This is a genomic window from Pantoea sp. SGAir0418, assembly GCF_043529865.1.
Genome location: NZ_CP027911.1, coordinates 3670786 through 3683319 on the forward strand (window position 1 = coordinate 3670786; position 12534 = coordinate 3683319).

Consider the following 12534-nt stretch of genomic DNA (forward strand, 5'->3'; position numbering starts at 1 on the left):
CAGCCTCATTTTGGGGCAAATCTGCACTATGACAGTTCGATGACTACAATGTGACAAGGCACATCCCACGCTTTAGCGCGCTGTAACCGCATGTGGAACGACGCGCCACATCCCATTTCAACACCCCGGTCATAAAACCTTCATCTATCCGGGCTACATTGGCTCGGTTCTTGCTGGACTAGACCACGACGACCCACAACTTACACCCGGAGCAACCGAGATGAAAGCGTTTATCTCTTCTGTAGTAGCCAGTGCCGTTCTGCTTGCGCTGCCCGCCGCGCAGGCCGCCGATAACGATGTTGCCGCGCTGGAAAAAGCCGCGCGCGCCGAAGGCCAGGTTAACAGCGTCGGTATGCCTGACACCTGGGCCAACTGGAAAGATACCTGGAACGATCTCAGCACCAAATACGGTCTCAAGCACAGCGATACCGATATGTCTTCGGCGCAGGAGCTGGCGAAGTTTGCCGCCGAGCAGGATAACGCCAGCGCCGATATCGGCGACGTGGGCGCCGCTTTCGGTCCGATTGCCGTCGCCAAAGGCGTGGCGCAACCCTACAAACCCACCCACTGGGATCAGATTCCGGCATGGGCGAAAGACGCCGATGGCAACTGGATGCTGGCCTACACCGGCACCATCGCTTTCCTGATCGACAAGCAGCAGGTGAAAGACGCACCGCACAGCTGGGCCGATCTGAAAAAAGGTAAGTATGTGGTCACTATCGGCGACGTCGGCACGGCTGCTCAGGCGGCAAACGGCGTCCTCGCCGCCAGCTATGCGCTGGGCGGTGACGAGAAGAACATCAAGCCGGCGCTGGCGTTCTTTGGCGAGCTGGCGAAACAGGGCCGCCTTGGCGTGACCGATCCGGTGATCGCCAACATCGAAAAAGGTGAGATTCAGGTCGCCGTGGTGTGGGACTTCAACGGTCTGAACTACCGCGACCAGATTGATAAAAATCGCTACGAAGTGGTGATTCCGTCGGACGGGTCCGTGACTTCTGGCTACACCACCATTATCAACAAATACGCCCGCCACCCGAACGCGGCGAAGCTGGCGCGTGAATACATTCTGTCGGATGAGGGCCAGATAAACCTGGCGAAAGGCTATGCGCGCCCGATTCGCGCCGAGCATTTAACGCTGCCGGCGGACGTGCAGGCCAAACTGCTGCCGCAGTCGGAATATAAAAATGCCCGTCCGATCAAAGACCAGGCTGCCTGGGATAAGACCTCAAAACTGCTGCCGCGTCTGTGGCAGGAGAATGTGGTTATTAACATGAAGCAGTAATGCAGACGTTTTGCCAGTCGCACATACCGTAGCGGCGCGACGTATCGCGCATCCGTTTTCCGGCAATGCGCAATACATTGCGCCGCTACCTATCACCAATTTTTACAGAGTGCGCATTCATGCGCACCTGAGGGAGCGGGGATGAAAACAATCCTGGTGGTACTCGATGGGCTGAGTAATCAGGTGGCGCAGCACGCCATGGGCTATCTGTTTGCCGAATGCAAACAGGGCAACGGCCACTATTACACGCTGACCTGCGAACTGCCGTCGCTGTCACGTCCGCTGTACGAATGCATTCTGACCGGCATTCCACCGGTGCGCAGCGGCATCATTCACAACGGCGTCAATCGCCTGAGCAATCAGCGCAGCATCTTCCACTATGCGCGCGATGCCGGACTCACTACCGCCGCTGCCGCTTATCACTGGGTGAGCGAACTGTATAACCACTCGCCGTTCAACGCCGCGCGCGATCGCCACACTAACGCGCCCGACCTGCCGATTCAGTACGGCCATTTCTACTGGGACGACGGTTACCCCGACTCGCATCTGTTCGAGGATGCCGAAAGCCTGCGCCTGCAGCACGATCCCGATTTCCTGCTGATTCACCCAATGAACATCGACGATGCCGGGCACAAGCACAGCCTGTCATCACCGCAGTATCGTAACCGGGCACGAATGGCGGATGGCTATCTGTCGCAGTGGATGCCCGGCTGGCTGGCCGCCGGTTATCAGGTGATTGTCACCGCCGACCACGGCATGAACGACGATCGCTCGCACGGCGGTATTCTGCCGGAAGAGACGCAGGTGCCGCTGTTTGTTTTTGGCCGCGGCTTCTCGCTGCAGCCCGACCTGGAGCCGCAGCAAACCGACCTGTGCGGCACCGTCTGCACCCTGCTCGGCGTCCCGCACGACAAACCGCTGTGTCGCGGTCTGCTGGCGGAGCCGCGCTGATGAAGGGCAAAACCCTGGCCTCGCTGTTGCTGCTGCCGTTCGTGCTGTTCTGGATCGCCTTCCAGCTCGCGCCGCTGCTGTGGATTGCCATCAACAGCTTCTGGAGCGATATCAATGAGCGCTGGGGCATCGATAACTACAGCGATATCCTCACTTCACCGTTCTACCTGCAGGCTTTTCGCCTGTCGCTGGATATTTCGCTGTGGTCGAGCGTTTACGGCCTGCTGATCGCGCTGCTTGCCGGTTATTCGCTGCACAAGCTCGGCACCGGGCGTTTTCAGCGCTTTTTGCTGTCGTTCACCAATATGACCAGCAACTTCGCCGGCGTGCCGCTGGCCTTCGCCTTTGTCATCCTGCTCGGACTGAACGGCTGCCTGACGCTGCTGCTGCGCCACTACGGCTGGCTGGACAGCTTTAAGCTGTTTTCGCGCGACGGCATGGTGCTGGTTTACACCTGGTTCCAGATTCCGCTCGGTATTCTGCTGCTCTACCCGGCGTTTGACGGGCTGCGGAAAGACTGGGAAGAGTCGGCGGCACTGCTTGGTGCCAGCCGCTGGCGCTACTGGTGGCACATCGGCCTGCCGATTCTGTTTCCGGCGCTGCTCGGCACCTTTGTGATTTTGCTGGCCAACGCGCTGGGCGCCTACGCCACCATTTACGCGCTGACCACCGGCAACTTCAACGTGGTGCCGGTGCGCATCGCCGCGCTGGTGTCAGGCGATATCTCGCTCGATCCCAATACCGGCGGCGCGCTGGCGATGCTGCTGGTGCTGATTATGGCGCTGATTACCGTGGTGCAGCAGTATCTGGTGCGTCGCAGCTATCTGCATGCCCGCGTACAGGAGTCCTGACATGTCTCGCGTCGAAAAACTCTACCATCGCCTGATTGTCTGGCTGCTGCTGATTGTGCTCGCCGCACCGCTGCTGGCGACGCTGCTGTACGGCATCTCCAGTGAGTGGAGCGATACCATTCTGCCGCAGGGCTTTACCCTGAAGTGGCTGACGCAGTTGTGGAGCGATCCGCGCTTCCTCACCGCGCTCGGTCATTCACTGCTGATCTGCGTGGGTGCGCTGCTGTTCTCCCTGCTGCTGGTGCTGCCTGCGATGTTTGTAATCGCTTACTACTATCCAAAACTGGACGCGGTGATGAACGTGCTGATTCTGATGCCGTTTGCCGTGCCGCCGGTAGTCTCGTCGGTCGGGCTGCTGCAGCTCTACTCCTCGGGCCCGCTGATGCTGACCGGCACGCCATGGATTCTCATCGGCTGTTACTTCACCATTGCGTTGCCGTTTATCTACCGCGCCATTGCCAACAATATGCAGGCCATCAACCTGAAAGAGCTGATTGACGCGGCTCATCTGCTGGGCGCCAGCACCTGGCAGGCAGCCCTGTTTGTGGTGCTGCCAAATCTGCGCAAAGGGGTGTTCATTGCCGTGCTGCTCTCCTTCTCCTTTCTGATTGGTGAGTTTGTCTTTGCTAACCTGCTGGTCGGCACCCGCTATGAAACGCTGCAGGTTTATCTCTACAACATGCGCAACGGCAGCGGGCATTTCACCAGCGCGCTGGTGATCTCTTATTTTGCGGTTGTCCTGCTGGTCACCTGGCTGGCCAATGCCCTCAATCCTGAACGAGGCTGACCATGAGTTACCTGAACGTTACCCAACTGAATAAAAGCTACGGCCCGACCACCATTTTTGAAAACATCGATTTCAGCGCCGACGAAGGTGAGTTTGTCACCCTGCTCGGCCCGAGCGGCTGCGGCAAGTCAACGCTGCTGCGCTGCATCGCCGGCCTGACCGATGTCGACAGCGGCACCATTCTGCTGCAGGGCCAGGATCTGGTGCCGCTGCCGCCACAAAAGCGCACCATTGGCATGGTGTTCCAGAGCTATGCGCTGTTTCCCAATATGACGGTGGAGAAGAACGTCGCGTTTGGCCTGAAGATGCAGAAACTGGCCGCCGGTGAGATTCAGCAACGCGTGATGGAAGCGCTGGCGCTGGTGGAGCTGACCGACTTCGCGCGCCGCTATCCGCACCAGCTGTCGGGCGGCCAGTGTCAGCGCGTGGCGCTGGCACGTTCGCTGGTGACGCGGCCGCGTCTGCTGCTGCTGGATGAACCGCTGTCGGCGCTGGACGCCCGCATTCGCCGCCATCTGCGCGAGCAGATTCGCCACATTCAGCAGGAGCTGAAGCTGACCACCATTTTTGTCACCCACGATCAGGAAGAGGCGCTGACGCTGTCGGACCGTATTGTGCTGATGAATCGCGGTCGCATTGTGCAAAACGGCAACGCGGAAACGCTCTATACCCAGCCGGTGGATCTGTTCGCCGCGGGCTTTATTGGTAACTACAACCTGCTGAGCGCCGAACAGGCAACGCAGCTGACCGGCCAGCCGTTCAGCGGCCAGGTGGCGATTCGTCCGGAATCCATCCTGCTGTGCGCACCGCAGGCGGGCATCGCGGCCACCATTCTCAGCCATAGCCTGCTCGGGAACGTGATCCGCTATCGCGTGCTGGCGAATCAGGTCGAGTTGTCCGTCGATGTGCTCAACCGCAGCGTGGCAGATTTACACCCCGCCGGCATGCAGATTGGACTACAGTTAGAGATGTCGACGTTGCGCCAGGTCGCTTAAATTAAACGAAAAATTGGCAACGCAGCGCGACGCAGGTATTTATCGGCTGTGCTTATCGCCAGGCAGGCAGCCGCCTGTTTTCTGCCTGGCGCATAGGAGCCTTTATTCGTGCTAACCCTGCTTAACCTTCTCTCCGCCGTCGCCCTGCTGGTATGGGGCACCCACATTGTCCGCACCGGCGTGATGCGCGTGTACGGTGCCGATCTGCGTCGCGTGTTAAGCCGCAGCGTGGAAAAAAAACCGATGGCGTTTCTTGCCGGGATTGGCGTTACCGCGCTGGTGCAGAGCAGTAACGCCACCACGTTATTAGTCACGTCGTTTGTGGCGCAGAATCTGGTCAGCCTGACGCCCGCGCTGGTGGTGGTGCTGGGTGCCGACGTCGGTACCGCCATCATGGCGCGCATCCTGACCTTCGATCTCTCCTGGCTGTCGCCGCTGTTTATCTTTTTTGGCGTGGTATTTTTCCTCAGCCGCAAACAGACGCGCGCCGGTCAGATCGGACGCGCGGCCATCGGCCTCGGGCTGATTCTGCTGGCGCTGCAGCTGATTGTCGCCGCCGCCAAACCCATTACCCAGGCCGCCGGCGTGCAGGTGCTGTTCTCGACGCTGACCGGCGATATCATGCTGGATGCGCTGATTGGCGCGGTATTCGCCATCATCAGCTACTCCAGCCTGGCTGCGGTGCTGATTACCGCCACGCTGACCGCCACCGGCGTTATCTCGTTCAAAGTGGCGCTGTGTCTGGTAATTGGCGCTAACCTCGGCAGCGGCTTGCTGGCAATGATCAACGCCAGCGGATCCAATGCTGCCGGCAAGCGGGTGGCGCTCGGCAGCCTGTTGTTCAAGCTGATTGGCAGCATCGTTATTTTGCCGTTTGTCGATTACATCGCCGACCTGCTGGATAAGCTGCCGGTTAACGATGAAGAGATGGTGATCTTCTTCCACGTGTTCTACAACCTGGTGCGCTGTCTGGTGATGGTGCCGTTTGCCGAACCGATGGCGCGCCTGTGCCGCCGCATGATCGCCGACGATGCGGAAAACCAGACCCATCTTAAACCTAAGCACCTCGACAGCAGCGCGCTGGATACCCCGGCGCTGGCGCTGGCCAACGCGGCGCGGGAGACGCTGCGCATTGGCGATGTGGTGGAGCAGATGCTGGAGAGCTTCAACAAGGTGGTGATGGGCGAACTGCGCGAGGAGCGCGCGGTGCGGCGGCTGGATGATGATGTGGATGTGCTGTACACCGCCATTAAGCTCTATCTGGCGCGCATGCCGAAGGAGGATCTGGCGGAAGAGGATTCACGCCGCTGGGCCGAGGTGATTGAGATGGCGCTGAATCTGGAGCAGGCAGGCGACATTATCGAACGCATGAGCGCCGACGTAGCGGACAAATCGCTGCAGGCGCGCCGGGCGTTTTCGCCGGAAGGGCTGGAAGAGCTGAATTCGCTGCAGGAGCAGGTGTTAAGCAACCTGCGCCTGAGCCTGTCGGTGTTTCTGTCGCACGACGTCACCAGCGCGAAGCGCCTGCGCCGTGCCAAGCACCGTTTCCGCATCCTGATTCGCCGTTATTCCCACGCCCACGTCGAGCGCCTGCACCGGCAGAATGTGCAAAGCATCGAAACCAGTTCGCTGCATTTAGGTTTGCTGGGAGATATGAAGCGCCTGAATTCGCTGTTCTGCGCGGTAGCGTACACCGTACTGGACCAGCCGGACGATGAGCGCGAGGTGGATTAATTTTAAGGTCGCCATGAATGGCGACCCTGTAAAACCGACCGGCCGTTGTAGGGTGCGCATTCATGCGCACCAGGCAATTTACGACAACAAACTAAACGCGATCATCCCGACGATGGCGCCGGTGGTGCCGAGAATCGTCTCCATCAGCGTCCAGGTCTTCAGCGTCTCGCCTTCGGTGGCACCGGTGAAGCGGCCGAACAGCCAGAAACCGGCATCGTTGACGTGGCTGATAATAATCGAGCCGCCGCCAATGCAGATCGACAGCGCCGCCAGCTGCGCACCGCTGTAATGCAACGGTTCAATCACCGGCATCACCAGCCCGACGGTGGTTAAACAGGCCACCGTGGCCGAGCCCTGAATCACCCGAATCGCGCCGGAGAGAATAAAACAGGCCAGCGCAATCGGCATGCCGGCACCGGTCAGCGCGTGGCCCAGCACCGGGCCAACGCCGGAATCCACCAGCACCTGTTTGAACACGCCGCCCGCGCCAATCACCAGCAGAATAATCCCCGCCGGTTGCAGCGCGCTGCCGCATACCTGCATCACCTTCTCTTTATCCATGCCCTGACGGTAAGCCAGGCCGTAAATCGCCACCAGCAGCGCCAGCAGGATGGCGGTAAACGGATGGCCGATAAACTCCAGCCACGCATACAGACGTGAATCCGGTGTGGTAAAGCGCGCGCCGATGGTTTTCAGCCCGACCAGCAGCAGTGGGAACAGAATCAGCGACAGGCTAAAGCCAAACGACGGCAGCTGGCCCTCGCTGACGTCCGGCTGATGATCTTCCGGCGGCGCGCTGAACGTCACATGGCGCGCAATCAGGTTGCCAAACAGCGGACCGGCAATCAGCATGCCGGGAATCGCCGCGCACAGCCCCAGCAGGATCATCCAGCCAAAGTCAGCGTGCATCTGCGCCGCCAGCAGCATCGGTGCCGGTCCGGGCAGCAAAAAGGCCGCCGCGGCGGCGACGCCGGCAAACAGCGGGATCACCAGTTTGACCAGATTATCGTGGGTACGGCGTGCCACGGCGAAGGCGATGCTGATCAACAACACCACGGCCACTTCAAAGAACAGCGGCAGCGCACAGATCAGCCCGGCAATGCCCATCGCATAGTGCGCGCGCCGCTCGCCAAAGGTTTTCAGCATGCGAATGGCGATCTGATCGACCGCACCGGTTTCATGCAGAATTTTGCCGAACATGGCGCCCAGCGCCACCACAATGGCGAGAAAGCCGAGCGTGCCGCCCATGCCTTTTTGCATGGTCTCGGCAATTTTATCCAGCGGCATACCGGAGAACAGACCGGCACCCATCGACACTAACATCAGGGCGACAAAGGCGTGCATACGCGCTTTCATCACCAAAAACAGCAGCAGCAGGACAGAGCCTGCTGCGGTTAACACCAGCGTTGCGGTACTCATGACTAACCCTTGTTGATTGCGCCCTCGATGGTCGCAACCGTGGCCGCAACTACCTCATCCAGTGAGTGATTGATATCGACAACCAGCACATCCGGCTCGTCGGCACCCGGTTCCTGCAGGGTTTCAAACTGTGTCACCAGCATCTGCGGTTTGAAGAAGTGGCCTTTGCGCGCCTTGAGACGAGACTCAATGGTGGCAAAATCGCCCTTCAGATAGATGAATTTCAGGTTGTGGTTGCCCTGACGCAGGATGTCGCGATAGGACTTTTTCAGCGCTGAACAGACGATGATCGAGATCGCCTGGGTGCGCTGCATCGCGAACGCCGCATCATTCAGCGCCTGCAGCCACGGCTGGCGATCGTCGTCGTTCAGCGGATGGCCTTCCGCCATTTTGGTGATGTTGCTGCGCGGATGCAGGAAATCACCATCCAGAAACGCGGTGCTGAGCTGATGAGACACCTGATTGGCGACGGCAGACTTTCCGCTGCCGGAAACACCCATCAGGATAAAGACGTGGTGCGATGGAGATGGCGTGGTCATGGTTTTGCGCTCCGGCAGGTTAAGCTGCCAATGTTACCGATAACAATTTTGATTGCCATTGTCCGAGCGCGCTCAGACGCTGGCAACCCTTGTCAGGCGGAAAAGCACGAAAGTGTGAACTGACTCAAAAAATCGCCAAAATCAGATGCTGCCACCTTCGGCAATCTCAAAACCGACATCCAGCGGCGCGGTCACGCTGCGATCGCCGCCAATCCGCGCCAGCAGCATGGCGGCTGATTCACGCCCCATGCGTTCGCGTGGCGTCAGCACCGTAGCCAGCCGCGGATTGACCACCTGCGTGATGTCGTGGCCGTGAAAGCCGGCGATCGCCATCTGCTCCGGCACGCGCAACCCCTGGCGCTGGCACTCAAACATCGCGCCTACCGCCAGGTCATCATTGGTACAGAACAGGCTGTCAGTGTGCGGATAGCGCTTCTGCGCCTCACGCAGCAGCTGGGCACCGGCGCTGAAGGAGGAGGCATCTTCCATCATGACGCTGTGTGGCGTCAGCCCGGCTTCGCGCATCGCCTGTTCGTAGCCCTGCTGCTTTTGCAGCGTACGCTCATCAAGGCGCGCGCCCAGGTAAACGGTATGACGATGGCCTTTCCTGAGGATAGCATGCGTCATCTGCCGCGCCGCCTCGACGTTGTCGAAGCCCACGGCCATATCAAGGCACGGCGTGACGCAATCCATCATTTCGATCACCGGAATGCCCGCCACTTCCAGCATGCGCAGCGTGCCCGGCGTGTGGGAACGTTCGGTAAGGATCACGCCATCAATGTTCCAGCCCAGCAGCGAACGCAGCTGCAGCTCCTCTTTGTGCGGGTTATAGCCGAAGTGCGCCACCAGCGTCTGATAGCCCGCTTCATCGGTCACGGTTTCAATGCCGCGCAGCACGTCGGCAAACACCTGGTTGGTGAGCGAGGGCAGCAGCACGCCAATCGCGCGGCTGGTGGCGTTAGAGAGCATGTCGGGCGCACGGTTGGGGATATAGCCGAGTTCATCCAGCGCCACGGCGATTTTGTCGCGCAGCGCCGCAGAGACCTGATCGGGGTTCCGCAGGTAGCGGCTGACGGTCATTTTTGTGATGCCGACGCGATCGGCAACATCCTGTAATACCGGTCTTTTCTTCTTCATCGTGTGCGCCTGAGGTCAGAGATACGCTGAGTTTATCATTTTTTTGTCATGTTATGCCGTTGCGGCCACGGAAGGAGAAGAGGGATAAAGTGCTGAGGACGGGGTTCGGCTGAGGCACAGGCAAAAAAAAAGCCAGCACCCGAGCTGGCTAAGAAACACTGGAAGCAATGTGAGCAATGTCGTGCTTACCCGGTTTGTCAGGAGACGCAGCCGGATTCGCGTTGACAATAATAATCATTATCATTCGCGTCTGTAAAGCCCTTTCCTGTTTTTTTTACCGTTGACGTTGCGCGCGAATTCCCTGATGTTAAAGGGGATTTCATTCACTGAGTGCAAGGAGCTGCTTTATGAGTCAGGTTACTGTTCGTCACGCAACGCCCGAAGATGCCGCCGTTCTGACGCGTATCTATAGCCAGCCGGAAACCCAGGCGGGCACGCTGCATCTGCCGTATCAGACACCGTCACTCTGGCAGGAGCGGCTCGCGAATCCCCGTCCCCATGTCACCATGCTGGTGGCCTGTATTGACGGGCAGGTTGTCGGTCAGCTGACGCTGGAAGTTATGGCGGTGGCACGCCGCCGTCACTGCGCCACTATCGGCATGGGCGTTGATCCGGCATTCCATCGGCGCGGCGTGGGTAAAGCGCTGATGGCGGCGATGGTGGATCTGTGCGACAACTGGCTGCAGGTCACGCGGATTGAACTGACGGTATTTGCGGATAATTACCAGGCCATGGGTTTGTATCAGCAGTTTGGTTTTGAGATTGAAGGTACCGCCAGAGGTTTCGCGGTCCGCGACGGCCAGATGATCGATACGCACTACATGGCGCGTCTGAAAGGGAATGCGCGATGAATCGCGCCGCTACCGGCCGGTGCACGGTGAGGTAGCGGCGCAATTTATTGCGCGACGTTAATACCCGGCACTCAAATCATCCACCGAGCGCGGGTCGGATGCGCCGTAACGCATGCCGTCCGGGCCAATCATGATGCTCTGCGTGCTGCCCATCGCCGGCAGCACTTTGACATGCTGACCTTTTGCTTCCAGCAGACGCAGCGTATCCGGGCTGAAGCCCTTCTCGACGCGCAGCTGATCCGGCAGCCACTGATGGTGGAAGCGCGGCGCATTGGTGGCTTCCGCCACGTTCATGCCGAAATCGATACTGTTCACCACCATTTGCAGCACGGTGGTGATAATCCGACTGCCGCCCGGGCTGCCGGTCACCAGCCAGGTTTTACCGTCTTTCGCCACAATGGTTGGCGACATCGATGACAGCGGACGTTTGGCCGGCTGAATCGCGTTCGCCTCACCGCCCACCAGGCCATAGACGTTTGGCGTGCCCGGCTTGGCAGAGAAATCATCCATTTCATTGTTCATCAGAATGCCGCTGTTACCGGCCACCACGCCGCTGCCAAAGTAGGTATTCAGCGTGTAAGTCACCGCCACCGCGTTGCCGTCTTTATCCACCACCGAGAAGTGGGTGGTTTGATTGCTCTCGTACGGTGCCAGCTTGCCGGGCTTGATGTCGGCTGAGGGGCGCGCCTTGTTGACATCAATCTGCTGGGCCAGCGTTTTGGCGTAGGCTTTGCTGGTCAGCGCCTGCTGCGGCACTTTAACGAAGTCGGGATCGCCGAGATACTCGGAGCGGTCGGCGTAGGCATATTTTTCCGCTTCGGCCATAACCTGCATCGCGTCCGCGCTGCCGAAGCCCCATTTCGCCAGGTCGAAGTTTTCCAGGATATTGAGGATCTGCACGATATGAATGCCGCCGGACGACGGTGGCGGCATGGAGAACACCTCGTAGCCACGGTAGCTGCCGCTTACCGGCTTGCGTTCCACTGCGCGGTAGGCCGCCAGATCCGCCTTGCCAATCAGTCCGCCGTGCTGCGCCATTTCGGCAGCGATCTCATCGGCAATTTTGCCTTTGTAGAACGCATCCGGCCCCTGCTGGGCAATCAGCTGCAGGCTGTGCGCGAGGTTTTTCTGCACCAGGCGATCGCCCTTCTGGTAAGGCTGACCGTCGGCTTTGTAGAAAATGGCGCGACTGTTGTCGTGGTTGATCAGGTTCTCTTTACCGTAGGTAGCGAGATCGTCAGCCAGCGCATCGTTAACGATGATGCCGTCGCGCGCCAGTTTGATCGCCGGCGCCAGCAGCGTGCTGAGCGGCAGCGTGCCATACTTTTGCGCCGCCAGGGCAAAACCGGCTACGGTTCCCGGCGTGCCGGAAGCCAGATGAGAAGTGAGTGATAACTTACTATCCGCGTTGCCCTGCTTATCCAGGAACATATCGCGCGAGGCACGCGCCGGCGCCATCTCGCGGAAATCAATGGCGGTGGTGCGGCCGGCAGCGGTGCGCAGCAGCATAAAGCCGCCACCGCCCAGGTTACCCGCCTGCGGGTGAGTGACCGCCAGCGCAAAGCCCACCGCAATCGCTGCATCTACCGCGTTACCCCCTTGTTTGAGGACATCGACGCCCACCCGGGTTGCCATGGCGTCCACTGACGCAACCATTCCGTGCTGCGCTTTCACCGGGTGAAAGGTGTCACTGTCGACGCCATATGACACCGGCGGTGCGCTGGCTGGCGCCGCCTGCGCCCCCTGCACCACGGTAAAACTCATTAAAAGCGCCCAGCCGAACTGGCGCACACCGTTATGTATCCTCATCCCGCCACCATCCTTTCAGTTGTTTACATTTGTTATTGATTGCTGCAAGTGTTTGCAAATACTGTAAAAAAGATAGCAGTTAAGCCAAATTAGGTGCACTCCTGGTTTTGGGGTTTGTGATATCGCATAAACTTATGGTTGCGGCGGTTGCTGCCGGGTGGCGAGCAACCTCACACAGC

At 59.4% G+C, this 12534-nt stretch carries 11 protein-coding genes; 7 read left to right on the forward strand and 4 right to left on the reverse strand.

Annotated elements, in window-relative coordinates; translation table 11 throughout:
- The first annotated feature begins 220 nt into the window (after window positions 1-220).
- The 6 genes from C1N84_RS17160 to C1N84_RS17185 all read left to right on the forward strand — a co-directional run bounded on the left by C1N84_RS17160 (window position 221) and on the right by C1N84_RS17185 (window position 6600).
- Window positions 221-1282, forward strand: coding sequence for an ABC transporter substrate-binding protein (locus C1N84_RS17160; protein ID WP_141496157.1), 1062 nt, complete (start codon window positions 221-223; stop codon window positions 1280-1282).
- A 141-nt stretch (window positions 1283-1423) separates the two neighbouring features.
- Window positions 1424-2233: an alkaline phosphatase family protein gene (locus tag C1N84_RS17165; protein WP_264441743.1), complete on the forward strand. Its 810-nt coding sequence runs from the start codon at window positions 1424-1426 to the stop codon at window positions 2231-2233.
- Complete coding sequence (locus tag C1N84_RS17170) at window positions 2233-3084, forward strand: ABC transporter permease (protein ID WP_021507865.1); 852 nt, start codon at window positions 2233-2235, stop codon at window positions 3082-3084. The genes C1N84_RS17165 and C1N84_RS17170 overlap by 1 nt, the downstream gene beginning before the upstream one ends.
- Window position 3085: 1 nt before the next feature.
- Window positions 3086-3871 carry an ABC transporter permease gene (locus tag C1N84_RS17175; protein WP_058757571.1) on the forward strand — a complete coding sequence of 262 codons (786 nt, stop codon included), beginning with the start codon at window positions 3086-3088 and terminating at the stop codon, window positions 3869-3871.
- A gap of 2 nt (window positions 3872-3873) precedes the next feature.
- Window positions 3874-4866: an ABC transporter ATP-binding protein gene (locus C1N84_RS17180; RefSeq protein ID WP_211724890.1), complete on the forward strand. Its 993-nt coding sequence runs from the start codon at window positions 3874-3876 to the stop codon at window positions 4864-4866.
- Between the two features lie 108 nt (window positions 4867-4974).
- Window positions 4975-6600, forward strand: coding sequence for a Na/Pi cotransporter family protein (locus C1N84_RS17185; protein ID WP_031279764.1), 1626 nt, complete (start codon window positions 4975-4977; stop codon window positions 6598-6600).
- A gap of 78 nt (window positions 6601-6678) precedes the next feature.
- Here C1N84_RS17185 and gntU read toward each other — a convergent pair whose 3' ends face one another.
- The 3 genes from gntU to gntR all read right to left on the reverse strand — a co-directional run bounded on the left by gntU (window position 6679) and on the right by gntR (window position 9695).
- The gene (gene gntU, locus C1N84_RS17190) at window positions 6679-8019 is read right to left on the reverse strand and encodes a gluconate transporter (RefSeq protein ID WP_021507994.1); all 1341 of its coding nucleotides are present in this window, start codon (window positions 8017-8019) and stop codon (window positions 6679-6681) included.
- 2 nt (window positions 8020-8021) lie between these two features.
- A complete protein-coding gene (gene gntK, locus C1N84_RS17195) occupies window positions 8022-8558 on the reverse strand; it encodes a gluconokinase (RefSeq protein WP_010615889.1) in 537 nt (178 codons plus the stop codon).
- 141 nt (window positions 8559-8699) lie between these two features.
- Window positions 8700-9695, reverse strand: coding sequence for a gluconate operon transcriptional repressor GntR (gene gntR / locus C1N84_RS17200; protein WP_021507996.1), 996 nt, complete (start codon window positions 9693-9695; stop codon window positions 8700-8702).
- Between the two features lie 347 nt (window positions 9696-10042).
- Here gntR and C1N84_RS17205 point away from each other — a divergent pair, with 347 nt between their 5' ends.
- Window positions 10043-10546: a GNAT family N-acetyltransferase gene (locus tag C1N84_RS17205; RefSeq protein WP_264441745.1), complete on the forward strand. Its 504-nt coding sequence runs from the start codon at window positions 10043-10045 to the stop codon at window positions 10544-10546.
- A 57-nt stretch (window positions 10547-10603) separates the two neighbouring features.
- Here C1N84_RS17205 and ggt read toward each other — a convergent pair whose 3' ends face one another.
- A complete protein-coding gene (gene ggt / locus C1N84_RS17210) occupies window positions 10604-12355 on the reverse strand; it encodes a gamma-glutamyltransferase (RefSeq protein ID WP_264441746.1) in 1752 nt (583 codons plus the stop codon).
- Window positions 12356-12534 lie beyond the last annotated feature (179 nt).

Bases quoted from the DNA above. Each gene is read 5' to 3' on its own strand.
- C1N84_RS17160 (WP_141496157.1), top strand. From the start codon at position 221: ATGAAAGCGTTTATCTCTTCTGTAGTAGCCAGTGCCGTTCTGCTTGCG.
- C1N84_RS17165 (WP_264441743.1), top strand. From the start codon at position 1,424: ATGAAAACAATCCTGGTGGTACTCGATGGGCTGAGTAATCAGGTGGCG.
- C1N84_RS17170 (WP_021507865.1), top strand. From the start codon at position 2,233: ATGAAGGGCAAAACCCTGGCCTCGCTGTTGCTGCTGCCGTTCGTGCTG.
- C1N84_RS17175 (WP_058757571.1), top strand. From the start codon at position 3,086: ATGTCTCGCGTCGAAAAACTCTACCATCGCCTGATTGTCTGGCTGCTG.
- C1N84_RS17180 (WP_211724890.1), top strand. From the start codon at position 3,874: ATGAGTTACCTGAACGTTACCCAACTGAATAAAAGCTACGGCCCGACC.
- gntU (WP_021507994.1), bottom strand. From the start codon at position 8,019: ATGAGTACCGCAACGCTGGTGTTAACCGCAGCAGGCTCTGTCCTGCTG.
- gntK (WP_010615889.1), bottom strand. From the start codon at position 8,558: ATGACCACGCCATCTCCATCGCACCACGTCTTTATCCTGATGGGTGTT.
- gntR (WP_021507996.1), bottom strand. From the start codon at position 9,695: ATGAAGAAGAAAAGACCGGTATTACAGGATGTTGCCGATCGCGTCGGC.
- C1N84_RS17205 (WP_264441745.1), top strand. From the start codon at position 10,043: ATGAGTCAGGTTACTGTTCGTCACGCAACGCCCGAAGATGCCGCCGTT.
- ggt (WP_264441746.1), bottom strand. From the start codon at position 12,355: ATGAGGATACATAACGGTGTGCGCCAGTTCGGCTGGGCGCTTTTAATG.